The following is a 24,643-nucleotide window of genomic DNA, read 5'->3' as shown; positions in this document are numbered from 1 at the left end:
AATATTATTTTTATTAAACTAAGCATAAAAAATGAATCAGATTCTGTAAATCCAACTCATTATCTCATATTAAATCACATGCCTATCTTCTTGTTTTCTTACTTGTTTAATATGTTTAAAAAACATATACCCCACACCCTGACACGTCCAAACAAAAGCATAACAGAGAATCCACATTGAGAACGTTAGCCATTTCATTTGCATTGTCTGATAAACACCATGACTATTAATCGACCGAATAAATATCAACAAAGTCACATCTAAAAAAATAAATAAAATGGCAAGATTAAACCAAATCACAAATCGCTTTTGCCAGTTCGTCATAACTCCCTCCTATCTATTGTTACTAATCTACTGCCATATTTTAAGGGAATTTTACCCAATGAAACTTAAGAAAAAATTAATTTAAAGTGAACAAAAAACATCTCCGTATTCACAGAGATGTTTTCTTTTTAATCATTATTTCGCAGATAGTCAATTGCTTCTTGAACAGTTGTGACTGGAACGATTTTCATATCGGTATCGAGGTCTTTAGCAGCTGCGACAGCTTCTTCATAGTTCGTTTTCGCATCTGGGTCTTTTTTCAATGTTTCCTCATCCACAGGGTTATTTGGAACAAAGAAAATATCTGCACCAGCTTTAGCAGCAGCAACAACTTTAAGTGCTGCGCCACCAATATCCCCGACTGAACCATCTGATTCAATCGTACCTGTACCAGCAATTTTACGACCTTTACGCAAATCTTCACTATTTAATTGGTCATAAATATCAAGCGTAAACATCAAACCAGCACTTGGACCACCAACACCACTCGTATCAAAATTAACATCAACATCTGATGACACCGACGTATGATCTACCAAACCGATTCCGATACCATTTTTTCCATTTGACAATTCAATAATTTTTCCTGTGGCTTCTTTTGCTTCGCCGTCTGATGTATATTGAACAGTTACTTCAGACCCTAAATCCAAATCAGCCACATAGGCCATTAATTCTGCCGAGCTGTTAAATGTCTGACCGTTAACCCCAGTTACCGTATCAGAGATATTCAAAATCCCTTTAAACGTCGAATTATCACTAACATTTAAAACATAAACCCCTTGATAATCAAGCGTTGCTTCCTTTCCTGCCAATGTTAAGGCTTGATAAGTCGCTGTATTCTGAGAGGTTTCCATGTAATACTCATTGATACGAAGATAATCAGCATTACTATAACCACCAGTCACATCTGCGGCTGTCGAAATTTCTGTGTAGGGAGTTAACCAAGCATAAACCAATTGTGCCAAGGTCGCCTGACTAACCGTGACAGCCACAAAATTATAAGAGCCATCTTCGTCATCTTCCTTATTATCAACCGTTAAAACGCTACGAATATCATAAGCACCACCAGGCATTTCAATATAGTAATCAAGCGGATACAACAAGCTAAATAGTAAGAAAACAATGCCTACAACACCTAATATCCACCACTTAAAGCGATATAAAATACGACCCAACTTTTTCAAAATCTCTTTAAATCTTTTTAAGATTGCCATATTTTTCCTCCACTTTTTTGACAACACTTGTTGGTACAAAATCTGAAATATCTGAATAGAAATAAATCAATTCACGGATGCGACTTGATGAGACATGAACCAAATCAGGAGAGCTCAATAAAAAAACACTCTCAATCTCTGACGCCAGATAATGATTATAAAACGCTAAATCAGCCTCGTACTCTAAATCTTTCCCATTACGGAGACCACGCACGAGATAACCAACTTCTAAACGCTTGGCAATATCCACCACCAAAGAATCACGCGCTGTAATCACTTTTACGTTTGGAAATTCTTGCAGTGCTTCTTCTAACATCTGCCGTCTCTCTTCAACACTAAAGAAGCCATTCTTATCTTTATTGTAAAAAATGCCCACAAAAAGTGTATCAAACAACTTGCTTGCACGCGCTATGATATCAAGATGCCCATTTGTCACAGGGTCAAAAGACCCCGTAAATAAACCAATTTTAGCCATATTGCCTCCATTAGTGATAAAATCACTCAATTCTACCTAACATATACCGTAACCTTACTAATGCCATATGTTTTTTGTTTCCAGATACCAAAATTTGAAATTTCTTCTGGTAAATCAACAGTCTTATCCGTCTCACAAACCAGCATGACATCCTCAGACAAAAGCCCTGCTTCTTCTAATTCCGTAATATTTTTGACAATTTCTTCCTTAGCGTATGGTGGGTCTAAAAGTACCAAATCAAACTGTCCACTAACAACGCCAATTGCCTTATTAGCATCCATTTTTAACAAGTGAAATTGCTGCTCAGACTTTGTCATTTTGATATTTTCTAAAACAATAGCTTGCGCTTGACGGTTGCGTTCAACCAGCACAGCTTCATCCATTCCGCGTGAAATAGCTTCAATCGCTAGACTTCCACTACCAGAAAACAAGTCTAAAACACGTCCACCATCAAAAAATGGACCAATCATATTAAAAATAGCACCTTTAACCTTGTCTGTTGTCGGGCGCGTAATTTTTCCATCTAGCGTCTTTAAAGGACGCCCACCAAATTTTCCTGCTACAACTCTCATAACAACCATTATAGCAAAATTCAAATAAAATAACTTAAAAAATGATCAAGTCATCTTTACACTAAAAATGAGATTTGATATGATTGTTGTGATAATTTTAATTATCAAAGGTTTTTAGGATAAAGGAGTTATGATGAATTTTAAAACATTCTTTAAAGACAAGAAAAATCTTGCCATTACCATTTTATCGGTATTATTGATTGCTAGTTTTTCTAGTCAAGGTAACCAAAGTCAAGAATTATCCCAAGCAGAGGATAAGATTGAACAGCTTAGCCAAGATGTCAAACAAGCCAAATCAGACTTAAAAGATAGCCAAGATGAACTGGCTGATTTTAAAGAAAAAAATGCTGATTATATCGAAGTTGGCAAAAAAGAAGTTCAAAAGACTAAAGAGATTGAAAACAGTGCAGAAACTGCCGTAAAAAATCTCGAAAAAGACCAAACGCAGGCTAATCTTGATTTAGCAACAAGTAAAGTTGACGCTGTTACAGACGCTGACAAAAAAGAGAAATTTCAAAAGCGTATCGCAACTGTCAAAACAGCCATTGAAACTAAAAAAGAAAAAGAATTAGAAGATAAAGCAGAAACTGCGGTTAAAAACCTTGAAAATAACCAATCGCGTGATAACATTGATGACGCTAAAAATAAAGTTAATGCGGTAAATAATTCAACTAAAAAGGAAGCTTTCAACAACCGTATCAACGCTGTTGTTTCAGCTATCGAAGCCAAAGAAGCCGAAGCTGCTAAACAGGCACAGCAACAACAAAATCAAGCAGCTGCCCAACCAGGAGATACCACAACAGTTTACATTACAAGAACTGGTAGCCACTACCACCTCAACCCAAATTGCCGTGGCTTAAATCGCTCAAAAAGCACTACACCAGTTAGCTTATCAGAAGCACAAGACTTAGGTTTAACACTCTGTGGTTTTGAATAATAGATTATTTTACAAAAGTCGTTAGAGATTGCTCTAGCGGCTTTTTTATAGTATTTTTTACTTAATTTTTCCTTAAAAAGAGATTTACAGACTTATTTCAAAATGGTATTCTTTTAGTGTAAAAATTTCATCATTCAAAGTTTTTTCAGGAGGAATCAAACATGAAGAAGAAAATGAAACTCGCCATATTATTAATGGCAACTGCCCTCATCGGAGTCTCTCAAGACCAAGGACTTTTAACAACACCAGTCGAAAACAATCATGTTGTTTTAGCGGATACTAAGTCTAAAAGTAAAACCACCAAAAAAGACGATAAAGCTACTAAAGCAGCAAAAAAAGCTGTTAAACAACTTGAAAAGGACCAGACCCAAGAAAATCTTGATTTAGCTACCAAAAAAGTTAAAGCCGTAAAAAATAAGAAAGTCAAAAAACAGCTTAAAAAACGTATCGCAACTGTCAAGACTGCGATAGAAACACAAAAACAAGAAGAGACAGCTCAGGCAGCGGCTGAAACTGCTGTTGCAAACTTAGAAGCTAATCAAACTCGTGAAAATGTTGACGATGCTAAAAATAAAGTTGATGCGGTAACAGACACAGCTAAAAAAGGTGATTTTAACAATCGTATTAACGCCGTTGTTTCAGCTATTGAGACTAAAGAAGCCGAGGAAGCGGCTCAAGCTGAAGAAGCAAGAAAAGCCGAAGAGGCTAGACAGGCTCAAGAACAAGCTGCAGCCGAAGAAGCTGCACGCCAAGCACAAGAACAGGCAGCGGCTCAACAGGCACAACAACAAGCTGCTAGTGGATACTCTAGAGATGCTCGTGGCAGATGGCATCGTCCAAATGGACAATACGCTTCAAAAGCTGAAATTGCTGCAGCAGGTCTTCCTTGGTAAGCAATTTAATTTAAATAATTTTACAACAGTTGTTAGAAAATCGCTCTAACAACTTTTTCTATTCCCAAAATCAAAAAGCCGACTAGTTATCCTAGCCGACTTTTCTTAGTCCTTAAAATAAGATTTCTTCTACTTAAAGAATATTTTCGTAAGTGTCACGAACTTCTTTCGGCCAAACACTTGATTGAACTTCTCCGATATGTTTCTTACGGAGCAAGAACATTGCCATACGAGATTGACCGATACCACCACCGATAGTAAGTGGGAAGAGACCATTAAGAAGAGCTTTATGCCATTCTAGTTGCAAACGATCTTCGTCACCAGTGATTTTAACTTGACGTTTGAGAGCTTCCTCGTCAACACGAATACCCATTGATGATAATTCAAAAGCAGAATCCAAAGCTTCATTCCAAACAATGATATCACCATTAAGACCGTGGTAACCATTTTCTGATTCAGAAGTCCAGTCATCGTAGTCAGGTGCACGACCATCATGACGTTGACCATCTGGCAAAATACCACCAATACCGATAAGGAAAATTGCTCCAAATTCTTTAGCAGCAGCATTTTCACGTTCTTTCGGTGTCAAATCTGGGTAACGTTCTACCAATTCTTCTGTGTGAATGAATGTGATTTTCTTAGGCAAAACAGCTTCGATATCAAAACGAGCTTCAACAGCTAATTCTGTCAAACGAATAGCTTTGTAAACTTGTTCAACCGTTTCTTTTAAATACTCGATGTTACGACGACCATTTGGAATAACTTTTTCCCAATCCCATTGGTCAACATAAATAGAGTGAATTGGATCTAATTCTTCTTCGTCTGGTCGGAGAGCTTTCATGTGTACGAAAAGCCCTTCTCCTTCATTGAAGCCAAAACGTGCTAAGGTATGACGTTTCCACTTAGCAAGTGAATGAACAACTTCATATTCAGCATCAGGAATACGTTTTACGTGCACTGATACAGGATTTTCAATACCATTCAAATTATCTTGCATACCATCCCCGACCTGACTGAGAATAGGTCCTTGCACTTCAACGATGTCAAGTTTATCAATCAAATATTGAGTGAAAGTATTCTTGACAAAAGAAATCTCCTGCTGTTGATGAATAAAGCTTTTCTTCATATGCTCCTCCTTAAAAATTTTTTATTGAAATACCAAAATGATAAATAAGGATAGTGAGATAATTTTGTATTTCGTGACCGCTTTTACAACGATAGAGCTATTATACACCTAAGCTTTTAAAAAATAAATACTTTTTTGAAAATTTCTACAATATTTTTAAGTTTATGTCAGAAAACCTTACATACATTTGAAACAAGTCAATAATATCAAGGAATTTCAGTCATTTTTATCAAAAAAATATAAGAAAAAAGACCTGAAAAAGTTGTGTGTGCAATCTTCTTCAAAGTCTTTTTATATTGTTAAAATGATTCTTTTTTAATAACTGTTATAATTTTCAAAAGTTTTCTAAAAAATCGTTTTGCTGCCATCTGGTAGATATTTCGGTTTTTGAGGTAATTTTGCATAGATATAACAGCCTCTCAGAGCAAACATAAGAGTAACTAGCCCAACAAAGTAATACCAAGGATTATTACTAAGAGAGAAAAATTGCGGACTAATTAGTGCCCACATATTCCATGGATTGAAAGACATAATAGCCACCAAAACAAGGACAATATTCAACTGCCAGCTTGCTCCAATACGTGTTCCACGCTTTTCCCAAAACAGTCCTGGAACAGAGCAGATAATAACTTGCGTAAAAATCCAGAATTTAAACATCGAGGTATCATGCAACTCTACTCGCAGAAGATTAAGGCTGACAAAGAAAATTAAGACTTGTAAACAGCAATCAAAAATTGCTTTTTTAAGAGTCACTTTATCGCCCCAAATTTCTTTTCTTTCATAGGTAACCGCTCGCCAAAGACAGTAGAATTCAAAACCAACCCAAACAATCTCACCAATTACGCCTAATAGAAAGAACCAAAAATGGTGATAATTTTGATAGGCTGCTAAAAACACCCAGATTCCCATAAAATCTGCTGCACAATAAAAAGTGTGCATCCATAATGGATAAGGACCACTTTTTTCTCTATCCACCAACACGAAAGAATAAATATAGACTAAAAATCCCAACACAAACGTGATAAGAACAGTTGTTAAAGTCAATATAAAATTGGGCGCACCAGGCGTTAAAGCTGTCACAAAATCTTGTAACGTAACGTCACCTTGCGGATACGCATTAAATAATGTGTCAAAAACCATTTGAATTCTCCTTTTATCTCTTCTTGTTGAAGATTCTACATGTGAGTATTATAATGAATAGCAAATGGCAAAACAATGACAGCTTTTTAAAATCTGGGCATTGTTCCACAGAATGTGAAAAATTGGGGTATCAATATGAAACGAAGTGAACAAAAAGCGCGCACGAAGTATAACATTCGTCAGGCGTTTATCGACTTATTACAGAGAAAGGAAATGGACAATATCACCATAACAGAGTTAGCCAAATCAGCTAATATTGACCGTAAAACGTTTTATTTGCACTATGATACGACCTTTGATGTTTATCATGACATCATTGACGATGTCAGTAATCAGTTAGACGACATCCTCAAGCAACAGAATGATTTCGATTTTTTTATCTTTTTTAATGAGTTGAATCAAGTCATGCAAGCTAATTTCAAATTTTATCAAACCATTGCAAAGCAAAAATCTTACGCCTATCTCATCAAAGATTTTACAGATATTTTAGAAAATGGTTTAACCCACTACTACCTTTCTTCTAATCAAACAACATCAAATAAAATCAAAATCAGATACATTTCAAATGGCATCATGGGTGTCTATATCAACTGGCTGGCACAGCCAAATAACATTTCCCAAGACGAACTCGTTCACATCTTGAGTGACTTACTAGAAAATGATATTAAACATTTGAATAACTAAAAGGGAATGAGACAAATAGAGTCTCCAGTGGAGACTTTATTCATGAGCCTAGAAATTAAAAGGCGAATCGGTAATTTCAGAGAAATTCGATTTCTCAGCAAGTCTTAGTTTCTAGTTGCTGACCTAAAACGGTCTATTCCAAGACCGTTTTTGATACTTACTTCGTAAGCTTTATTTCCCGATTATAAAAGTTCCCCGAACCTTTATAACTCACCCCCGCATGGCTCGAAAGATCTGGGGAATCTTTCAAGGTGGGAAATAGAGTCAAGTGAAGCTTGACATCAAAAAGGTTTGGGGAACCTTTTGAGGGTAGTAACATCAAGAAAATGAGAGATAAGATGATTACTGCTAAACCAACGAATTGATAATTAAATTCGTAGTCTAGGCGCAATATGATTGTAAAAATAGCTGTTCCAAGAGATATAAAGAGCACCGCTATTGTAAAGACAATTCCCAAATCATCACTATCAACTTCTCTTTGAACAAGTGAAAAAGATGCTACAAAAAGCTGGTGATAGCACCAGAAAAACAACATTTGGAAAAATATGATACAAAATTGGTACTAAACCAAGAAATAAACCAGCAACTGCCAAGAAAGTCATTAACAAGTCAGTTGATAATTTTTTATTAACCCTACCGCTAATAAGAGCACCAATAAGCCCACCAACCGCTTCAGCTGTCAAAAATGTTCCGTAATATTCTCAGTAATTTTCGAGAACATTTGGTTGCTGTAAGGCAGTAATAGGTTATAAGCAGCCATAAAAAAATTCACAGAAGCCGATAGAGCAATCAAAACCGAAACTTGGCGTTTTTGTGCCAAATAACGAAAGCCACTGATTAAATCCTGAAAAATACTAGCCATTGAAAAATGACTGTTTTTTGTATTTTCTTCTAAAATCTGAGAAACAAAGGCTACAATGATGCTTGATAATATAAAGGAAACACCATCCAAAAGCAAAGCGATAAACGCCGACCACAACGATTGGAATCACAATCTTGACAACCATAGCCGCTGTTTGCAAGTAAGAATTTAGTAGAGCAATATTGTCTTTTTCCACCACTTCTTTCGTAAAAGCGTTATAAGCGGGTGTTGAAAAAGATGATAAAAATGCCAAAAACACATTGGCTGCAATAATCATATAAATTAGCCACGTATTATCACTGATAAATGACAAGGCTATACAAGCTAGACCACTTAAAAAATCGCTCAAAATGATGATTTTCTTTCGACGAAAACGGTCAGCAATCACACCACCAAAAAGATTAAAAAGGGCTCCAATAATGTTTTCAAGTGATTGATATCCCTCAACTAACACCATTGAATTCATATTCAAACTAGCTAAGAATGAATTGTTAACATAATCAAATAAAACATCTCCAACTTTTGAAATGGCGTTGATTGAAACAAGCAAACTAGCATTTTTCTGTTCTACTTTTTTCATATAATAAATCTCCCCCGTTTTTAAAAGTATACATCTTCAAAGTTTTTTTGCAATATTCTTTCAATTTTTTAAATAGAACACAAAAAATCTTGCACTTTCGCACAAGATTTTACGATTTTATATTCGAATCAATCAAGGTAATTAATTCTTTTGTCATACGGCGTGGTCCACGAATGTTAGTGACACCACATTCTTTCAGCACAGCGATTGGAAATTGGCTATCCCAAAAAGTTTGCAATAGCTCAATTTTTATTAGTTTTTTAATTGATTTTTCTTCTCGATAACCGCTATTTGGAATGTCGGATTCTAAGACACGGCAAAGGTAGCGAAGGGCGCGTGTTGGTGCCGTAATATAAATGGCAACATAATCACCCGCTTTAATACTGGCTTTTTGTGTCCAATTAATAATCGAATTTGCAGCAAATTCCGCATCGATATCGTAATATTTCAGATTGGCAGGGATAATCCAATAATCAGGTCCAGATAAGCTCCCAAGACTTTTCCCTGCGACTAAAGCTCTGCTATTTTCCACCAAAGAAAAAAGCAAATCATCCGAGACCGTCTCATCCAGCACTAGCGACACCCACGATTTCTTGCTCATATGGTAAGACGAGTAAATGCCGCTTATTTCAAGCAATCGAGGCAAGTCTTTTGGGTTAACTTTGATATTGATAATCTCGATTTTCTGTTCCAATGCCTCTTTTGACCACGTTTCATCGCCCAAATCCAACTTTCCACGCGCAACCGTCATAATCAACGCATACCACTTATGATTCTGCGGATAACGGTAAGACGAAAACTCAGGATATTTTTCAAAGGGATAGTCATACATATCGCCATATGTCGCTTGCAAATAGTGTGCGAGACGATTGGTTTGTGGATTGAGAAATGGCAGAGCTTCAAAGCAAGCTGCCGCCACACGTTCAAGCACCGCAAGATAAGCTTCTCTGACTTGCCCAACAAAATTTCCCATTGCTTGCGCCACATGAATGGCAAGATATTCCTCGTTCAAATCAGTATCAATCACATGAGTTGACACCTCCCCATCTGCCACAACATGGACACGCACTTCAAAAGCGCCGTCCAAAATAGTTTCGCGGAACTCATAACCACCCTGTGATTTCTGAAAGCCAAACGGCACCAAGCGCTCAAACACTACTCGCTTCTTCCTAAAAATATCCGATTCAAATGACATAGGGACTCCTTTCATTTAGCATAAGTATAGCAAAAAAAGACTAGAATAACATTTTCCAGCTCTTTCTTTTCAAAATCTAATAGTTGTTTTTAACAATAATATTTGTCCAAGTTTTTGGGAACAATACAATGATCCTCCTTATCGTCTTTCTGTATTATACTACAAAACTTATTTAACCTAATAATACATAGAATCAAACTAATTTTTTATCTTTTTTCTATATTAAACTATAGTATAATAACATACGTATCATATAATTATAATAAATATAAAAAGGAGGATTATGGAAAAACAAACTTACACGGATGAAGAGTTCAATTCTCTTGTAACTGACTTAGTCCAAGCTATTAGAAAGCAAAAACTAGTTATCTTTGTTGGTGCAGGTGTTTCAATTTCACAAGGATATCCCAATTGGAATGATTATGTTACTCATCTCATTAAATATTGGCAATCCTATCTACTAAATATCGAGAATGTTAGCATAGGAAGAGAAAAATATTTAGTCTTTGACACCATATCAAAATCAAACTTAAACAATAAACGGAAAGTTGATTTAGTAAATCATTCATTAAAATCCATTTTAGGTGAAGAGGAATTTAAGAAAAATAGGCTCAACTTTGAAAAAAACTATTTTGAAAAATTAGTACCATACCAACCATCTAATGAAATACTCGAAGCACTAGTTAATATTGATGCAATATTCGTTACTTCAAATTATGATTTAGAAATAGAAAAGCATGCCCAAAGACTACGAAATAGTGTCAAAAGCATTAATGATCTCCAAGATTTTGTTATAAATAATGATAGTAAACTCGAGTGGGGAGATATTCTCCATATCCATGGAACCCCACATTGTGACCCGAACTTCTTTGTTAGTTCCTCAGCTGACTACTCTAAAACATATCACAAAGAAAAACATAATTTTGAACAATTAAAAAAGTGGTTCTCAACTAAAAATTTAACTGTATTATTTGTTGGCGTTAGCCTTGAAGAAGATGAAATTTTATCTCTACTAGCACCCAAAAACAAACATTACGCTTTAATGAAAGCTGACAAAACCAATGACCCTAAGATTGATAAAGAGTATCGTAATCTTTATTCTACTTTTTTTAAAAATGAAAATCATACTTCAATAATCTGGTATGGTAGCTCATTTGATGATCTTCCTATGTTTATAAAAAAATTAACCGATAAAATTAATGAAGAAACTGGATTATCACCACAGAATCGAGAATGGCAACTATTACTAAATCCAATCTCCACTGAAGACGAAGTCATCAATGCTTTAAATAATAACGCAGATAATGGAACATTTTTAAATGCTCTATATAAAAAAATATTAACACTTAATGACAAAGAAATTCCCGAACTTATTCTTCACTCAACATTTAAGAGTAACGTGGTAAAAAATACCGTCATCAATAATTTTGACTCTTTTTGGAATTTCGTAGATCAAAATAAAGAATCACTATCGCTTGAAGAGTGGAAAATCCTAAAAGTGTTATTTTCTAAAGGTAATCAAAATTATTATATTAATTCTTTATACAATTTGTACAAATATGGTATTGATTATCAAAAAATTTCAATTGATGAATTAGTTAATATTAGATCTGCAATCGGTACAACAGCTAGTATTCCGTTTACAAAATTTATTAAGGATTGTGATTTAATGGGATATTGGTTTATTAATCAATTTACACCAAAAGATTCAAAAGACACTTATAGTAAATCAATATACTTAACTAACGATGTTAAAGAAAAGCTAAAACTAAATTTAAATTCCTCTCAAATTATTGAACTTATTAATACTGTTGAACTTAGCCAAGAAATAATTCCTTATTCAATTGAAGAATTAATTTCAGAAGGTGGGATTTTAGAAATATTATATATACTATTAAGCAAGAATCATATTTTTATCAATGAAGAATCCCTTCTAGAAAAAATTCCTGAAGAATTAATTTCTAGAAAAGTCATACAAAAAATATTAGTAAAATTAGATAATGATATATCATTAGAAAGTAATTTAGTCGAAAAATTAATTAACAATATTAATTTTAATGACCAAACTTTTGGCTCTGAACTTAATAGTTTTGTACAAAGACATTCTTCAGAACTTGAAAAACAACAAATACTCCCTCTCGATAATTATCACGAATTAATTACTGGAGGAGCATCCTTTATTGTTCGAAATAATTCATTTATAACCGTAGAACAGATTTTAAATTTATCAGAGCAAGAACTCCTTAATATTTTGTTAACTTCTCAAGAAAATCAATTTAATCCTAAAAAACCTTGGGAAGAGAACACTGTTAATGCTACAATCGATTTCTGTATTGAATTATTGACAAATAATTCAAATAAAGAATTGCAAGAAAAATTTTGGACTTTCTTGAGCAATAATAGTAAAAAGTTATTCAACAGATACTCTTCTCTATTTTATAAACTTGCAATTATTGAAGAGTTGCCAAAAAATATTATAAATTTTTCGATAAGTACCTGCTTAGAAAATATGAATGATAATCACTTTTCACATGATAAGGAAAAGTTTTTCACATACTTCGTTCAACAAAATAATTTAAATACACAAATAATCAATAAACTTTTTAGTATATCTCCTAACAATTTGGATAGTTCCTTATCAGATAATAAAACTTTTGATATAAGTCTATTTATCAATTCTGAATTGGGAAAATATTTAATTACTTTAATAGAATTAGCGATTAAACACAAGAAATATATAACAGATATAAAAGAAAAAATTGACAACCTCTCACATGGTCCTTACAAACAATTTATGAAAGGCGTATTCTTATATGAGTACGACATAAGTACTGAAATAGTTAATTATGAAACATTTCTAGGATACATTTATTATCATATCGGAATGCCGGATAATATTAGAAAGCTTTTCGAAAAGCTAGTTTCTAACTTACTCAAAACAAAAATTAATGATAACAATGCTTTGAGTTATGCACTACTAATAGCACTTGATTATATAGAACCCAGAGAAATAATGTTTCAGCATAACAACTTCAACTATATGGTTAATTTAATTTTCTTAAGTCAAGAAAAATTCAGATACGAAAACGATTGGTTAAAACAACTTATATTACAAAAAAATAAAAGTTATAATATTCTTTCATCACTTGCATATATTATTCAAGAAGATAAACTTAACAGCGATAAATACTTAAGTTTCTTAGATACTCTTAAAAATACTATAACAGAATGTACAGCTAATATTGAGTTATATTCTCTGACTTATTACTTAAGCGAAGAAAAACTTAATAATGAAAAAAACAACCTACTAATTAAATACATATGGATTCTTTTAGAAAATAGAAAAATTAGAAAAAGTTTTCAGGATTTAGAATCATTATTTGTACTATTACCGTATCTTGATGATACACAGCTCATAAGTTTAAAAGAGTCTCAGTATATTCAAGAATTACTATCTCCCCCTGAATGGGAAGAACTCAAAAGAAAAATTGGAAATTATACCAAATAGATTAGAAATATTATCTAATTTTCATGCTTGGATTCCAAAAAGCACCCCACTTCAACTTACAGTTGAGGTGGGGTGCTTTTTGATTGTGATACTCTTTGAAAAGTAGTTATCTGTGAAAAAGAAAGTTAACTAGGATTTTTTATAGTATAGATTTCCTTACTTAAGGCAATCTTAACGAATCCTTGTAGAAAGCTTAATTTATTTCACCAATTTTTTCATGTCTTCGATACGAGCGACTGTTGCGTCGTATTTGGCTTGGTAATCGACTTGTTTGTCGCGTTCTTTTTGGACAACTTCTGGTTTCGCGTTAGCGACGAATTTTTCGTTGCCGAGTTTGCGTGCGACCATGTCCAATTCTTTTTGCCATTTAGCAAGTTCTTTGTCAAGACGTGCCAATTCTTCTTCAACGTTAAGAAGGTCAGCAAGTGGTAAGAAGATTTCAGCGCCTGTGATCACGCTAGACATTGCCAATTCTGGTGCTTCAATGGTAGAAGAAATTTCTAGTTTTTCAGGATTTGTGAAGCGCTTGATATAGTTCACATTGCTGTTAAAGAAGTCTTCCAATTCTTTATCACTTGTTTTCACGAGAAGTGTAATTGGTTTACTTGGAGCAACATTCACTTCGCTACGTGCGTTACGGACAGCACGGATAAGGTCTTTAAGACTTTCAACACCTTTATGCGCAGCTTCATTTTCAAATGCTGGATTAACTGTTGGGTATTCAGCTGTTACGATTGAACCTTCAGAAATTTGTTCAAAGATTTCTTCAGTAACAAATGGCATGATTGGGTGAAGCAAACGAAGAATCTTATCAAGGGTGTAAAGAAGAACTGAACGAGTGATAACTTTTTCGTCTTCGTTGTCGCTATAAAGCACTTCTTTTGTCAATTCAACGTACCAGTCAGCAAATTCATCCCAGATGAAGTTGTAAAGGATATGACCAGCCACACCAAATTCAAATTTATCAAAGTTTTCAGTAACTTTGGCAATTGTTTCATTCAAGTTGTGAAGAATCCAGCGGTCAGTTACGTTACCAGCCGTACCAGCAACAACTTTGTCAACATTTGCGCTAGCTTGGTCAAGCGTAAGGTCTTCATTGTTCATCAAAATGTAACGAGAAATGTTCCAGATTTTGTTAATGAAGTTCCAAGCAGCGTCCATTTTTTCGTAAGAGAAACGAACGTCTTGACCTGGTGCAGAACCATTTGATAAGAACCAACGAAGCGCGTCAGCACCGTATTTCTCGATAACATCCATTGGATCAATACCGTTACCAAGTGATTTAGACATTTTACGTCCTTGCTCGTCACGAATAAGACCGTGGATAAGCACGTTTTCAAATGGACGGCGTCCTGTGAATTCCAATGATTGGAAAATCATACGTGACACCCAGAAGAAGATGATATCATAACCAGTTACCAATGTAGATGTTGGGAAGTAACGTTTGAAGTCCTCTGCTTCTGTGTCAGGCCAACCCATTGTTGAGAATGGCCATAAGGCTGAACTAAACCAAGTATCAAGAACGTCTTCGTCTTGAGTCCATCCATCACCTTCTGGAGCTTCTTCACCAACGTACATTTCACCTTCAGCATTGTACCATGCAGGGATTTGGTGACCCCACCATAATTGACGAGAAATAACCCAGTCGTGAACGTTTTCCATCCATTGAAGGAAAGTATCGTTGAAACGTGGTGGGTAGAATTTTACTTCGTCATCAGTGTCTTGGTTAGCAATAGCATTTTTAGCCAATTGATCCATTTTAACGAACCATTGTGTTGACAAACGTGGCTCAACTGGCACACCAGTACGTTCTGAGTGACCAACGCTATGAACCATTTTTTCGATTTCAACAAGCGCACCGATTTCTTCCAATTTTTTAACGACAGCTTTTCGAGCTTCAAAGCGGTCCATACCAGCAAATTCACCAGCAAGTTCGTTCATTGTACCGTCATCATTCATGACATTGATTTGTGGCAAGTTATGACGCTGACCAACTAAGAAGTCATTAGGGTCATGTGCTGGAGTGATTTTAACTACACCAGTACCAAATTCTGGGGCAGCGTGTTCATCACCGACGATTGGAATAGCTTTGTTAACGATTGGAAGGATAACATTTTTACCAATCAAATCTTTGTAACGGTCATCATTTGGGTTAACCGCAACGGCAACGTCACCAAACATTGTTTCAGGACGAGTTGTGGCAACTTCAAGGCTACGTGAACCATCTTCCAACATGTAGTTCATGTGGTAGAAAGCACCTTCGACATCTTTGTGGATAACTTCGATATCAGAAAGGGCTGTACGAGCTTTTGGATCCCAGTTGATGATAAATTCACCACGATAAATCCAACCTTTTTTATAAAGTTCAACAAAGACTTTACGAACCGCTTTTGACAATCCTTCATCAAGAGTGAAACGTTCACGTGAGTAGTCAACAGAGATACCCATTTTACCCCATTGTTGTTTGATTGTTGATGCATATTCATCTTTCCATTCCCAGACTTTATCAAGGAATTTTTCACGACCAAGGTCGTAACGTGAGATACCATCTTCAGCAAGACGTGCCTCAACTTTTGCCTGTGTTGCAATCCCCGCATGGTCCATACCAGGAAGCCATAAAGTATCAAAACCTTGCATACGTTTTTGACGGATAATAATATCTTGCAAAGTAGTATCCCAAGCGTGACCAAGGTGAAGTTTACCAGTTACGTTTGGTGGTGGAATAACGATAGAATACGGATGAGCTTTCTTATCGCCAGAAGGCTTGAAAACATCCTCATCTAACCATTTTTGATAACGCCCAGCCTCAACCTCAGCTGGGTTATATTTTGGTGAAAGTTCTTTTGACATAATGTGTCCTTTCTACATTTTTTCAATATCATTTGAATCATTAAAATCAATCACAACAGTAAAAATAAGAGGTTTATTGCTCTGAGCAAAAGCTTCAAAAAAATTCATTCTAATTTTCCGAATGAGTTCAGTTGAGATAGACCCATATTCCATAAAACGCCTAACAAAATCAATGCTATCATGATTATGAAACAAAGTCATATTGGTCATCTTTTCAATTTCTTGACCAATCGTCATCTTACCTGAAGCTTGTGCACCAATAATAACAAGATTCATCATCTCCCCTCCCACTCACTTTTCAACAATCCATAGCGCAACAGGTCACAACGTTTTCCTTGTGCGTCTTTGCGGTCGCGGATTTGAGCTTCGAGGGTGAAACCTAGTTTTTCAGCAATACGTTGGCTTGCTTTGTTGTAACCATAACATTCAATTTCAATTTTGTGGAGATTGAGTAGGGTAAATCCAACTTTCAACAGCGCACGCGCAGCTTCTGGCACGAGCCCTTGACCCCAATAATCTGGATGAAGCAGATAGCCCATTTCAAGAACATCATCAGCATGGCGCTTATTAAAATCAACCGAACCAATGACTTTATTTGTCCCTTTTAAGCAAATACCATAACCAGACGGCATCTTCTGCTCAAGCCAGCACTTTGGCATAATGTTTTCAAGATAATATGCCTCTGCTTCCACACTTTCTGCAGGTGGAAAACCAGCTGGCCAAGTCACTTCTGGCAAGCTCGCATAAGCAAAAATATCATCAGCATCTGAAATCAGACGTTGACGCAAATATAGCCGTTCTGTCTCAATATCAGGAAGTTTACTGTCCTTAATCTGACCCCAAATTTTAATCATAAGTTCTCTACCATTTTGGTGGTAAAAAATCGCCCCTGTCTTTCGACAGGGACGAACTTTTTATAAATCCGCGGTACCACCCACATTCGAGTGACTAGCACTCGCAACTTGATTATTCAGTTACAACGTTCAGCAACCAGTCTTAATATTTGTACGGATTTCTCAACCACACCGCTCTCTGTAACAAATGTTTTTTAAGACACCTCTGAATGTTTTTATTTTAACAGATTTAGTCAGCTAACGCAAATAGATTAAGCTTTGAAAGCTACACCATTTTCTTTCAATTTATTAACAGTTGCTGGACCAACTCCTTTAAAGGCCAAAACGTCTTTTTCAGTAAAGTTTTTGAAATCGGAAACTGATTTAATCCCTTCATTATAAAGTGTTTCAATAAGTTTTGGTCGAATGCCCTCTACGGCAGAAATCGCTGAAAATTCTTCCAAACTAAGAGTCGCTTTTGAAACAACATTAGTAGCTACTTTAGCAGCTGCTTTGATAATGCCTGCGCGTTTCAATTTCAATAAGTACTCTTTTTTTCGATTCTTTTTCTTTGCCATTTTAGTAATTTCTCTCCCCTAAAAGATTATCTGGTAATTCGTGGAAACCTTTTCCGGCTTTATAATTAGCAAATTTGCCTTGGATAAATTTGTAAGCATCTAACTTACTTTCATAACGGATGTAGGCATCAGCTGCGCGTTCATCCTTGTCTTCTTCCACAATCTTACGACTAGCTTCCATCGCCATTTCGTTGATTGCGATTTGTGAATCTACCCAAGCTTCAAATTCTTTTAAAAATTCTTGTTCGTAAGTCATAAACACCTCTCGTCTGATTTCCTAGGTCATATTATAACACAAACATAGGCAAAAAGAGAAGTTTGTAAAGGATTTGTAACATGATTTCCACGAATCATTTCTTTTTACAGGGAAATTTTCTGAAAAAACTATTTTTTAGTGAATCATCTTGTTTTTTCCAGAGTTTTTAAGTAAAATATTAAAAATCTTTTGAAATTCAAGGAGGATGTGTTGGCATGATTTTATCACAATTTGACCATCAGCAAACGGCGATTATTAACCCAGAAGATGTCATCCAAGCTTTGCCAGATTTTCCCAAAACCGCTGTAACCTGTTTTGCAAGAGGAACTTTCGCACGAATCTTAGCTGAATTTCCTCACCGTGAAATCGCAAAAACAAGTGTCGCAAATTTGGAAATTCCAATCTATGAGCTAAATTTTCAGGGTCAAAAAATTGCTTTTTTCAACTCCTATGTTGGGGCAAGTGGCTGTGTTGCTATTTTAGAGGATATTATTGCTATGGGTGCTGAAAATATCCTTGTTTTTGGCACGTGTGGTGTCCTAGATAGCAATATCAAAGAAACCTCAATCATCATTCCTACAAGCGCTATTCGCGACGAAGGCACAAGCTATCACTACGCTCCGTCAGCAAGTGAAATTGCGCTCAATCACACCTATCGCCAACAGTTTAAACAGTTTCTTGACGCGCAAAATATCTCCTATACAGAAGGAAAAGTTTGGACAACTGACGGCATTTACCGTGAAACCCATCAAAAGACGGCAAATCGAAAGACACAAGGTGCTATCGCCGTTGATATGGAATGCTCTGCGATTGCCGCATTTGCCAACTTCCGCAAGATTAATCATTTTCAATTCTTTTATTCGGCTGACAATCTAGATGCCGAAGCTTGGGAACCTCGAACTTTGGCTAACGATGCTGACCTTGAAACCAAAGACCGTATTGCAAACATTGCTTTAAGTTTTGCCGTTGAATTATTCCGTTAACATCATTATAATAGTGATAATTTTTTTCAAAAAGAGAAGAAACATGGACATTAAATTTAAATCATTTACTGATGAAGATACCGCTCAAGCCATTGCGATTTAGAATCAAGTCGTGACCGACGGAATAGCCTTTCCACAAACTGAACCCTGAATCCTTAACCCTTGAAACAGGAAAAGACTTTTTCAAAGCCCAAACTTACACAGGTGTTGCTTACCAAGCGGATATTAGACAAATTGTCGGTCTGTATATTCTTCACTTAAATAATGTGGGACGTTGTGGACATATTTGCAACACCAGCTACGCTGTTGATAGTCATTTTCGTGGACAACATATCGGTGAAAAACTCGTCCGACGTTCTATGACGACTGCCAAAAAATTAAGATTTAGAATTCTTCAGTTCAATGCCGTTGTCAAATCAAACCATGTTGCACTTACCCTCTATCCAAAATTAGTCTTCCACCAACTTGGAACAATTCCAACAGGATTTCTCAATAAAAAGCATCCTGATATTACCTTTATGGTAACCTAGCAGGAGGCTTTTTGTTATTTTGTTCAAGCTATCCGTTCAAATAAAAGTAACCAGTATAGTACAAAAATAATAATTTTCAAGTCTTGCAAAACACAAAATATAGTGCTAAGATTTTATACAGAGTACAAGATATTGTGTTTAATATGCAGTTTCAACAAGAATGATTTCTTGCCACTACCCACTACATAGATAATACTTAGAGGAAGGAGGCTATCTTCTTATTTCCACAATACCGTAACTCCCACCAAACATTTACTACCATTTTCTAAATAGATGCTCAAATCTATTTCCATAACTATTCTCACTTACATTAGCATATTGGAGGTGCATTACTATCGTGATTATTCTAGCAGGAATGATAGGAGTTGGAAAAACTACCTACACTTCTCTTTTAGCCAAAGAATTAGGCACAACAGCTTTCTTCGAACCTGTTGATAACAACCCTATTTTAGATAAATATTATGAAGACCCTGAAAAATACGGCTTTGCTTTGCAGATTTATTTTCTAAATAAACGCTTTAAAGCCATTAAAAAAGCTTATGATACTGATAATAATGTCTTAGACCGTTCCATCTACGAAGACGCTCTCTTTACGTATATCAATACCCTTCAAGGCAGTATCAGCGAACAAGAATATAAGATTTACCTAGAATTGTTAGATAACATGATGGAGGAGATTGACGGACTTCCTAAAAAATCCCCTGATTTGCTCATTTACCTCGAAGGCAGTTTTGACCACATCATGAACAACATCAAAAAACGTGGACGTGATTTTGAACAGCCTGATAATGCTAACGGGCTCACTGATTACTACAAACTCCTTCACACACACTACAACAGCTGGTATGAAAACTACCAATACAGTCCTAAAATGAAAATCAACACCGACCATATCGATGTTACAAAATCGGAGGACTGGGCAAAAGTTTATCAAATGATCCGTCAAGAAATGAAATCAATTGGAATTGGAGATTAACATTTTTTGAAAAAATAATTATCACTTAAAAATTCTTTCAACCTTGCATGGAATCGTCTAAACACTAAAGAAAAACTGTTTGTCATTATCGCTTTTCTGGCATCACTTAGCTTTACCCTCTATGGCATGTTACCGACACTAGTCACAGGTGATTTTACCGCCTTAAATACTCTCTCAATTATCATGTCAATCTTTGGCTTTATCGGAACATGGACTTTGGCGCTCCAATGGTAGCCCACCTTTAAGGCAAATGGGATTCAAAACATCGCTGGGATTTTAGTTGCTAGGATGCAAGGCATTTACGGTGATATGTTTATAATTTTTTATTATCTCGTAACCGAATTTGTCAGGCATTACAGTTAGAAAAAACGCTGTAATGATAATGGTGAACTTGTTGTCGATAAAAAATTCGGAGCCAAAGACGTTTTTCTCGCTATCTTCTTTTGGACAATTGGACTTGGCTTTCTGTCTTACTGGATGGGTGGATAAAAAATTGTCCTCGATGCTTTGACAAACGGACTATCATTCACCGCCCAACAACGACAAGTAAAAGGGCACCTTGATGGCTACTACATTGGGCTTTTGGTTGACTTTCTTAGTTTTATGCTATTTATTTCCATTGGAAACCAAATCGTCGCTTTAAACTATCTCGGCATGTTTGCTCAAGGATTGGTTGAGATTATGATTTGGAAGAAAGGCAAAGGACAAGCTTAAATTTCCACTAAAAAAGCCTCAAGCGAGGCTTCCAAACTATCTTTGCCGCCACCGAGAATTGAACTCGGAACGGAGCATTACCATTGCTCTATTATACCATTTAACTATAGCGGCTACCTACTTATAGTAACATGAAATCACTTTCCTAGCAAGAAAAAGTTATCAAATTCATTCTTATCAAACTACTCCACTAAACCTGCATTTCATGTTTATAAATAAAAGTTTAACTCAGAATATGAGTTAAGCTTTTTGTATAACTTCATGAATTGATTTGACAGGTTTTACATGGTTATCGTGCTCACCTAACATTTTTTCCATCCAAATCATATCATACCAATGATTAAATTTATAGCCAGACTGGTGAAATTTTCCGACTAACTGGTAACCAAGGGCACGGTGGAATTTTTCACTGCCATTTGTCAAATAAGCATCTTCTGTCTCAGTTGAAGCAATGCAAGCATTGAGATTCAAAATTCCCATTTTTATCAAGTATTCTTCCAAAGCACGGTAAATTTGACGTCCTACACCTTTTCCACGCACAGCCTTGTCCAAATACACCGTTGCCTCAGCCGACCAAGCATAAGCAGCTCTTGGATGAAAAGATGACGCGTAAGCATAACCCAAAATCTGCCCTGCCTCTTCTGCTACCAAATACGGATAAAAAGCCATAATAGAGCGCATTCGTTTCTGAAATTCCTCTAAACTTGGCACCTCATACTCAAAAGTAATAGCCGTCTTTTCAACATAATAACGATAAATAGCAAGTAAATCTTTGGCATCCTCTAAACGAGCCAAACGAATGATAACTGTCATATTTCCCAAAATACCCTCTCGAACGTAATTTTTCACCAGTATATCGAGAAAATCCTTTACTGTCAAAAATAAAGCGACACCTTTCGTTAGCTATTTTCTACTCTTAAAACGTTATTTACTCTGTTCGAATAACCAATCACGCATCAACTTGTTATTGCTTCTGTCCATATTTGCTATATGTGAATTTATCCAATAGATATTTTCAATTTTTTGCCTAAAACAGAAATCACTTACGCACTAATTTCACTACCGCTTCTGTCCGTGCGGTATGCGGAAACATATCCACCGACTGAATGTAATGAACGTCGTAAACTTTACTCAACTTGACCAAATCTCGAGCTAACGTTGCGGTATTACATGACACATAAACCATTTTAGCAGGCTGATATTTCAAAATAGTATCCAAAAGCTTATCATCAAGTCCCGTACGTGGTGGGTCAACAATCAAAGCATCTGCACGATAACCTTCCTTGTACCACTTAGGAATAATATCCTCTGCGCGCCCAGCTTCGTAGTGAGTATTCTCAAAGCCCATACGTTGCGCATTTTTCTTGGCATCAGCAATCGCCTCTGGAATAATATCCATACCGCGAACGCTCTTCACCTTAGCTGCAAATGCAAAACCAATTGTCCCAACACCACAATAAGCATCAATAACATGGTCATTTTCTGAAACATCAAGCGCTGCAACAGCTTGGCCATACAACACTTCTGTTTGCTGTGGATTCAACTGGTAAAAAGCTCGTGGCGAAAGCAAAAATTGATAATCTAAAACTTCCTCGGAAATATCAGCATTTCCCCAGATAACTTCAGTTTTTTCACCATAAATTTCACTTGATTTAGAACGGTTAACATTAACAGCAATTCCTTTAATCATATCAAATTCAGCCGTTAATTGCTTAATGACAGGGGCTAAAAAAACATCTCGACTAGTGATAAAAATCAGCTGCACTTGATTAGTCGCAATAGCTTTACGAATCATAACCGTACGCACCCCAGCAATTTTACGTTCATCGTAAATTGGAATGCGGTGCTTTTCTAAAAGTTCAGTCACACGATTAATAATCGCTTGCGTCAATTCATCTTGCACCAAGCAATCTCTAATATCAACCAAACGATGACTACCTTCTTCAAAAAGACCAGATTTTACACTTCCTTTAAATGAACGTGTTTGAAATTGCAACTTGGCACGATAATGATATGGCACCTCCATACCAAGCGTATGGCGAATATCATAATTCTCGTAGCCAGCAGGCTTAAATTTTGTCAACGACTGAGCAATCACATCATCCTTAAACTCTAACTGCTTATCATAACGAAGATGCATGATTTGACAACCACCACATTTTCGATAAATCGGACACGCAGGCTCCACACGAAATTTCGATTTTTTATTAATGGTTATCAGTCTTGCTTGTGCAAAATTACGTTTAACCGCTGTAATCTGACAAAAAATATCCTCACCCTTCAAAGCACCTGGGACAAACACCAAGGTTTTCTTATAAAATCCAATCCCTTCACCATTGATTCCCATACGCTTAATTTTCAAAGGAATTTTTTGCTTTACTTTTAAATTCATTAGTGACTAAATATGACTCCTATATCTTTTAAATTTTCTATCGTAACTTTTCCAATTTTCGGCAAATCCAAAATCTCTTCTTCAGACCATACCTTGAAATCATTGATGCTATAAATACCATTTTCGTCAAAGACATCAAGCTGCGCTGTCGTCAAAAAATCAAGCTCATCCAACAGTATATCCATTACCATATCCAAACAATAACTGCTCAAATACCCCGAAAGATAACTTGCTGCTCTCTCCAGCAACGGCAAAACAAGACGAAACGCCGCATAAACAACCTCAATATCATTTCCAGCATACTCAAGTTTTAAACCAGAATTATCTTCTGCCAAGATCTTGCTCAATGACAAATCCGAACGTAAACAAAAGTCCTCAAATCCCTCAACTTCATCAAATAATCGTTTGAGCAATTCATGAGCAGTAAAATCATCATCCGCAAGAATCGCACCAATCAAAAGAAGCGTTTGTAGCAAATAATCATGTTCATAAGAAACACAATTCTCACAAAAAGCCTTAGCTGATGCATAATCCGACATCAAAATATAAAGTGACACAATTTCATAATGACAACCATGGTCACCATTTTCATCAAATTTATTTAACTCCTCAAACTGTGTTAAAGCCTTTTGATAAAGTCCATTTACCTTATAAAGTGATGCTAATCTCAATTTTTCACTAAAAAAAGCAAAAGACATTTGTTCAGAATTCCCAACCAAAGAATCGAGCATCTCTTCAAGAGCCTTGATATCAAAATACAAATCATCCGACAATCGAACACCTCTAGGCACAACTTGTTCATCTCTTTTGCCAGCAAAATCAAGCACATCATCGTCAAACATGAAATCATCCAAATCCCAAAAATCTTCCCCTGCTAACTCAGAAAGCTCTTTTTTCTGAAGAATTGTCTCCCAATCAATTATTTTATTCTTATCACCTTTCATCATCTCACCCTCCCATCTCTACACTTTAATTCTAATCCCTTCTATTTTAACATTTTTGTTATAATGAATATATGAAA

The 24,643-nt window shown here is 35.8% G+C and carries 23 protein-coding genes, 1 tRNA gene and 2 pseudogenes (1 of these 26 only partly in view); 9 read left to right on the top strand and 17 right to left on the bottom strand.

The window, feature by feature from the left end; translation table 11 throughout:
• Nucleotides 1-69: 69 nt before the first annotated feature.
• The 4 genes from CCC20_RS08395 to rsmD form a co-directional block, all read right to left on the bottom strand.
• Nucleotides 70-324 (bottom strand): DUF3923 family protein, encoded by a 255-nt coding sequence (locus tag CCC20_RS08395; protein ID WP_003063626.1) that lies wholly within the window; start codon nucleotides 322-324, stop codon nucleotides 70-72.
• Between the two features lie 128 nt (nucleotides 325-452).
• Complete coding sequence (locus CCC20_RS08390; protein WP_003063624.1) at nucleotides 453-1,538, bottom strand: SepM family pheromone-processing serine protease; 1,086 nt, start codon at nucleotides 1,536-1,538, stop codon at nucleotides 453-455.
• Nucleotides 1,516-2,013, bottom strand: coding sequence for a pantetheine-phosphate adenylyltransferase (gene coaD / locus CCC20_RS08385; protein ID WP_013851552.1), 498 nt, complete (start codon nucleotides 2,011-2,013; stop codon nucleotides 1,516-1,518). Before coaD ends, CCC20_RS08390 begins: the two co-directional genes overlap by 23 nt.
• A 32-nt stretch (nucleotides 2,014-2,045) precedes the next feature.
• Nucleotides 2,046-2,585: a 16S rRNA (guanine(966)-N(2))-methyltransferase RsmD gene (gene rsmD / locus CCC20_RS08380; RefSeq protein ID WP_041972944.1), complete on the bottom strand. Its 540-nt coding sequence runs from the start codon at nucleotides 2,583-2,585 to the stop codon at nucleotides 2,046-2,048.
• Nucleotides 2,586-2,718: 133 nt separating this feature from the next.
• Here rsmD and CCC20_RS08375 point away from each other — a divergent pair, with 133 nt between their 5' ends.
• Together CCC20_RS08375 and CCC20_RS08370 are read left to right on the top strand one after the other, a co-directional pair.
• Nucleotides 2,719-3,522, top strand: coding sequence for a V-type ATP synthase subunit I domain-containing protein (locus tag CCC20_RS08375; protein WP_069789008.1), 804 nt, complete (start codon nucleotides 2,719-2,721; stop codon nucleotides 3,520-3,522).
• A gap of 161 nt (nucleotides 3,523-3,683) precedes the next feature.
• Nucleotides 3,684-4,415, top strand: a complete 732-nt coding sequence (locus tag CCC20_RS08370; protein WP_003063617.1) for a hypothetical protein — start codon at nucleotides 3,684-3,686, stop codon at nucleotides 4,413-4,415.
• 133 nt (nucleotides 4,416-4,548) lie between these two features.
• Here CCC20_RS08370 and asnA read toward each other — a convergent pair whose 3' ends face one another.
• Both asnA and CCC20_RS08360 read right to left on the bottom strand, forming a co-directional pair.
• A complete protein-coding gene (gene asnA / locus CCC20_RS08365; protein WP_009853597.1) occupies nucleotides 4,549-5,541 on the bottom strand; it encodes an aspartate--ammonia ligase in 993 nt (330 codons plus the stop codon).
• A 345-nt stretch (nucleotides 5,542-5,886) separates the two neighbouring features.
• Nucleotides 5,887-6,681, bottom strand: a complete 795-nt coding sequence (locus CCC20_RS08360; RefSeq protein WP_003063611.1) for a hypothetical protein — start codon at nucleotides 6,679-6,681, stop codon at nucleotides 5,887-5,889.
• Nucleotides 6,682-6,816: 135 nt separating this feature from the next.
• On the opposite strand from CCC20_RS08360, the gene CCC20_RS08355 reads away from it, so the two are divergent.
• A complete protein-coding gene (locus CCC20_RS08355) occupies nucleotides 6,817-7,365 on the top strand; it encodes a TetR/AcrR family transcriptional regulator (protein ID WP_058692764.1) in 549 nt (182 codons plus the stop codon).
• A 310-nt stretch (nucleotides 7,366-7,675) separates the two neighbouring features.
• On the opposite strand, the pseudogene CCC20_RS08350 reads toward CCC20_RS08355, so the two are convergent.
• Together CCC20_RS08350 and CCC20_RS08345 are read right to left on the bottom strand one after the other, a co-directional pair.
• Nucleotides 7,676-8,807: pseudogene (locus CCC20_RS08350) on the bottom strand (MFS transporter); the annotation flags it as partial.
• A gap of 109 nt (nucleotides 8,808-8,916) precedes the next feature.
• Nucleotides 8,917-10,002 carry an MmcQ/YjbR family DNA-binding protein gene (locus CCC20_RS08345; protein WP_058692763.1) on the bottom strand — a complete coding sequence of 362 codons (1,086 nt, stop codon included), beginning with the start codon at nucleotides 10,000-10,002 and terminating at the stop codon, nucleotides 8,917-8,919.
• A gap of 283 nt (nucleotides 10,003-10,285) precedes the next feature.
• Here CCC20_RS08345 and CCC20_RS08340 point away from each other — a divergent pair, with 283 nt between their 5' ends.
• Entirely contained in the window at nucleotides 10,286-13,510 is a 3,225-nt protein-coding gene (locus tag CCC20_RS08340) for an SIR2 family protein (protein ID WP_238374717.1), read from the top strand.
• A gap of 198 nt (nucleotides 13,511-13,708) precedes the next feature.
• Here the strand turns inward: CCC20_RS08340 and CCC20_RS08335 are convergent, their stop codons facing one another.
• From CCC20_RS08335 to CCC20_RS08315, 5 genes and pseudogenes are all read right to left on the bottom strand, one after another.
• Nucleotides 13,709-16,360: a valine--tRNA ligase gene (locus CCC20_RS08335; protein WP_003063593.1), complete on the bottom strand. Its 2,652-nt coding sequence runs from the start codon at nucleotides 16,358-16,360 to the stop codon at nucleotides 13,709-13,711.
• A 24-nt stretch (nucleotides 16,361-16,384) separates the two neighbouring features.
• A pseudogene (locus CCC20_RS08330) lies at nucleotides 16,385-16,636 on the bottom strand (shikimate kinase); the annotation flags it as partial.
• On the bottom strand, nucleotides 16,636-17,214 hold the full coding sequence (locus CCC20_RS08325; RefSeq protein ID WP_048791327.1) for a GNAT family N-acetyltransferase: 579 nt from the start codon (nucleotides 17,212-17,214) through the stop codon (nucleotides 16,636-16,638). The gene CCC20_RS08325 and the pseudogene CCC20_RS08330, both read right to left, overlap by 1 nt.
• Nucleotides 17,215-17,465: 251 nt before the next feature.
• Nucleotides 17,466-17,771, bottom strand: a complete 306-nt coding sequence (locus CCC20_RS08320) for a helix-hairpin-helix domain-containing protein (RefSeq protein ID WP_003063588.1) — start codon at nucleotides 17,769-17,771, stop codon at nucleotides 17,466-17,468.
• A gap of 1 nt (nucleotide 17,772) precedes the next feature.
• Entirely contained in the window at nucleotides 17,773-18,027 is a 255-nt protein-coding gene (locus tag CCC20_RS08315) for a DUF1912 family protein (protein ID WP_003063586.1), read from the bottom strand.
• A gap of 215 nt (nucleotides 18,028-18,242) precedes the next feature.
• Between CCC20_RS08315 and CCC20_RS08310 the strand changes: the two genes are divergently transcribed.
• The 4 genes from CCC20_RS08310 (at nucleotide 18,243) to CCC20_RS08295 (ending at nucleotide 21,230) form a co-directional block, all read left to right on the top strand.
• Nucleotides 18,243-19,010 carry a nucleoside phosphorylase gene (locus tag CCC20_RS08310; protein WP_048791328.1) on the top strand — a complete coding sequence of 256 codons (768 nt, stop codon included), beginning with the start codon at nucleotides 18,243-18,245 and terminating at the stop codon, nucleotides 19,008-19,010.
• Nucleotides 19,011-19,150: 140 nt separating this feature from the next.
• Complete coding sequence (locus tag CCC20_RS08305; protein WP_230321734.1) at nucleotides 19,151-19,540, top strand: GNAT family N-acetyltransferase; 390 nt, start codon at nucleotides 19,151-19,153, stop codon at nucleotides 19,538-19,540.
• A gap of 337 nt (nucleotides 19,541-19,877) precedes the next feature.
• A complete protein-coding gene (locus CCC20_RS08300; protein WP_003063578.1) occupies nucleotides 19,878-20,516 on the top strand; it encodes a deoxynucleoside kinase in 639 nt (212 codons plus the stop codon).
• 507 nt (nucleotides 20,517-21,023) lie between these two features.
• Complete coding sequence (locus CCC20_RS08295; RefSeq protein ID WP_230321732.1) at nucleotides 21,024-21,230, top strand: hypothetical protein; 207 nt, start codon at nucleotides 21,024-21,026, stop codon at nucleotides 21,228-21,230.
• A 43-nt stretch (nucleotides 21,231-21,273) separates the two neighbouring features.
• Here the strand turns inward: CCC20_RS08295 and CCC20_RS08290 are convergent.
• The 4 genes from CCC20_RS08290 to CCC20_RS08275 form a co-directional block, all read right to left on the bottom strand.
• Nucleotides 21,274-21,344 (bottom strand) — tRNA-Thr (locus CCC20_RS08290).
• A 126-nt stretch (nucleotides 21,345-21,470) separates the two neighbouring features.
• On the bottom strand, nucleotides 21,471-22,043 hold the full coding sequence (locus CCC20_RS08285; RefSeq protein WP_058692887.1) for a GNAT family N-acetyltransferase: 573 nt from the start codon (nucleotides 22,041-22,043) through the stop codon (nucleotides 21,471-21,473).
• 226 nt (nucleotides 22,044-22,269) lie between these two features.
• Nucleotides 22,270-23,622: a 23S rRNA (uracil(1939)-C(5))-methyltransferase RlmD gene (gene rlmD, locus CCC20_RS08280; RefSeq protein WP_058692760.1), complete on the bottom strand. Its 1,353-nt coding sequence runs from the start codon at nucleotides 23,620-23,622 to the stop codon at nucleotides 22,270-22,272.
• Nucleotides 23,622-24,566 carry a hypothetical protein gene (locus CCC20_RS08275; protein ID WP_058692759.1) on the bottom strand — a complete coding sequence of 315 codons (945 nt, stop codon included), beginning with the start codon at nucleotides 24,564-24,566 and terminating at the stop codon, nucleotides 23,622-23,624. Before CCC20_RS08275 ends, rlmD begins: the two co-directional genes overlap by 1 nt.
• A 71-nt stretch (nucleotides 24,567-24,637) precedes the next feature.
• On the opposite strand from CCC20_RS08275, the gene recX reads away from it, so the two are divergent.
• Nucleotides 24,638-24,643, top strand: the beginning of a protein-coding gene (recX, locus tag CCC20_RS08270) for a recombination regulator RecX (protein WP_003063567.1). The gene runs 771 nt beyond the window's last position; 6 of the gene's 777 nt are visible here — the first part of the coding sequence; the start codon lies at nucleotides 24,638-24,640; its stop codon lies beyond the right edge, outside the window.

This window comes from Streptococcus sp. LMAG:39 (assembly GCF_008680485.1).
GTDB classification, from domain to species: domain Bacteria; phylum Bacillota; class Bacilli; order Lactobacillales; family Streptococcaceae; genus Streptococcus; species Streptococcus pasteurianus.
The sequence above is the reverse complement of the archived record's forward strand: the minus strand, read 5'-3'. Positions and strand labels throughout refer to the sequence as shown.

Coding starts and splice junctions, on each gene's coding strand:
- CCC20_RS08370 (WP_003063617.1), top strand. CDS start 3,684: ATGAAGAAGAAAATGAAACTCGCCATATTATTAATGGCAACTGCCCTC.
- CCC20_RS08375 (WP_069789008.1), top strand. CDS start 2,719: ATGAATTTTAAAACATTCTTTAAAGACAAGAAAAATCTTGCCATTACC.
- rlmD (WP_058692760.1), bottom strand. CDS start 23,622: ATGAATTTAAAAGTAAAGCAAAAAATTCCTTTGAAAATTAAGCGTATG.
- rsmD (WP_041972944.1), bottom strand. CDS start 2,585: ATGAGAGTTGTAGCAGGAAAATTTGGTGGGCGTCCTTTAAAGACGCTA.
- coaD (WP_013851552.1), bottom strand. CDS start 2,013: ATGGCTAAAATTGGTTTATTTACGGGGTCTTTTGACCCTGTGACAAAT.
- CCC20_RS08315 (WP_003063586.1), bottom strand. CDS start 18,027: ATGACTTACGAACAAGAATTTTTAAAAGAATTTGAAGCTTGGGTAGAT.
- CCC20_RS08395 (WP_003063626.1), bottom strand. CDS start 324: ATGACGAACTGGCAAAAGCGATTTGTGATTTGGTTTAATCTTGCCATT.
- CCC20_RS08275 (WP_058692759.1), bottom strand. CDS start 24,566: ATGAAAGGTGATAAGAATAAAATAATTGATTGGGAGACAATTCTTCAG.
- CCC20_RS08325 (WP_048791327.1), bottom strand. CDS start 17,214: ATGATTAAAATTTGGGGTCAGATTAAGGACAGTAAACTTCCTGATATT.
- CCC20_RS08285 (WP_058692887.1), bottom strand. CDS start 22,043: ATGACAGTTATCATTCGTTTGGCTCGTTTAGAGGATGCCAAAGATTTA.
- CCC20_RS08310 (WP_048791328.1), top strand. CDS start 18,243: ATGATTTTATCACAATTTGACCATCAGCAAACGGCGATTATTAACCCA.
- CCC20_RS08355 (WP_058692764.1), top strand. CDS start 6,817: ATGAAACGAAGTGAACAAAAAGCGCGCACGAAGTATAACATTCGTCAG.
- CCC20_RS08345 (WP_058692763.1), bottom strand. CDS start 10,002: ATGTCATTTGAATCGGATATTTTTAGGAAGAAGCGAGTAGTGTTTGAG.
- CCC20_RS08340 (WP_238374717.1), top strand. CDS start 10,286: ATGGAAAAACAAACTTACACGGATGAAGAGTTCAATTCTCTTGTAACT.
- CCC20_RS08320 (WP_003063588.1), bottom strand. CDS start 17,771: ATGGCAAAGAAAAAGAATCGAAAAAAAGAGTACTTATTGAAATTGAAA.
- asnA (WP_009853597.1), bottom strand. CDS start 5,541: ATGAAGAAAAGCTTTATTCATCAACAGCAGGAGATTTCTTTTGTCAAG.
- CCC20_RS08360 (WP_003063611.1), bottom strand. CDS start 6,681: ATGGTTTTTGACACATTATTTAATGCGTATCCGCAAGGTGACGTTACG.
- CCC20_RS08390 (WP_003063624.1), bottom strand. CDS start 1,538: ATGGCAATCTTAAAAAGATTTAAAGAGATTTTGAAAAAGTTGGGTCGT.
- CCC20_RS08335 (WP_003063593.1), bottom strand. CDS start 16,360: ATGTCAAAAGAACTTTCACCAAAATATAACCCAGCTGAGGTTGAGGCT.